The 1,180-nt window shown below is 62.8% G+C and carries 1 protein-coding gene; it reads left to right on the top strand.

Going from position 1 to position 1,180, the window contains the following annotated elements; all coding sequences use genetic code 11:
• Positions 1-1,176, top strand: a 1,176-nt coding sequence (gene tuf / locus AB9K34_RS04015) for an elongation factor Tu (RefSeq protein WP_369953145.1), incomplete at its 5' end; no start/stop codon positions are given.
• Positions 1,177-1,180: the final 4 nt, after the last annotated feature.

Below are 1,180 nucleotides of genomic sequence, written 5' to 3'. Positions count from 1 at the left end.
ATGGCAAAGGAAAAGTTTGAGCGTACAAAACCGCACGTCAACATCGGCACGATTGGCCATGTTGACCACGGGAAGACGACGCTGACCGCGGCAATCACCAAGTATTTCGGTGACTTCAAGGCCTATGACCAGATCGACGGCGCGCCGGAAGAGAAGGCGCGGGGGATCACGATCTCGACGGCGCATGTGGAATACGAGACCGACAGCCGGCACTATGCGCATGTGGACTGCCCCGGTCACGCGGACTATGTGAAGAACATGATCACCGGCGCGGCGCAGATGGACGGCGCGATCCTGGTGGTGAACGCGGCGGACGGCCCGATGCCGCAGACCCGCGAGCACATCCTGCTGGGCCGTCAGGTCGGCATCCCGAAGATGGTCGTGTTCATGAACAAGGTCGACCAGGTGGACGACGAAGAGCTGCTCGAGCTGGTGGAAATGGAAATCCGCGAGCTGCTGTCCTCGTATGACTATCCGGGCGACGATATCCCGATCATCGCGGGTTCGGCGCTGGCGGCGATGGAAGGCAACAACCCGGAGATCGGCGAAGCGAAGATCCGCGAGCTGATGGCGGCTGTTGACGAGTATATCGACACGCCCGAGCGTGCGGTCGACCAGCCGTTCCTGATGCCGATCGAGGACGTGTTCTCGATCTCGGGCCGCGGTACGGTTGTGACCGGCCGTGTCGAGCGTGGGGTGATCAATGTCGGCGACGAAATCGAGATCGTCGGCATCCGCGACACCAAGAAGACCACCTGCACGGGTGTCGAGATGTTCCGCAAGCTGCTGGATCGCGGCGAAGCGGGCGACAATATCGGCGCGCTGCTGCGCGGTGTCGACCGTGAGGGTGTCGAGCGTGGCCAGGTTCTCTGCAAGCCGGGTTCGGTGACGCCGCACACCAAGTTCGAGGCGGAAGCCTATATCCTGACCAAGGAAGAGGGTGGCCGTCACACGCCGTTCTTCGCGAACTACCGTCCGCAGTTCTACTTCCGGACGACGGACGTGACCGGCACCGTGACCCTGGCCGAAGGCACCGAGATGGTGATGCCGGGCGACAACGTGTCCTTTGGCGTCGAACTGATCGCGCCGATCGCCATGGAACAGGGCCTGCGCTTCGCCATCCGCGAAGGCGGCCGCACCGTCGGCGCAGGCGTCGTCTCAAAGATCGTCGAGTAAGGGC

Origin of the sequence: Sedimentitalea sp. XS_ASV28, assembly GCF_041224545.1 — a bacterium.
GTDB lineage: Bacteria > Pseudomonadota > Alphaproteobacteria > Rhodobacterales > Rhodobacteraceae > Sedimentitalea.
The sequence above is the reverse complement of the archived record's forward strand: the minus strand, read 5'-3'. Positions and strand labels throughout refer to the sequence as shown.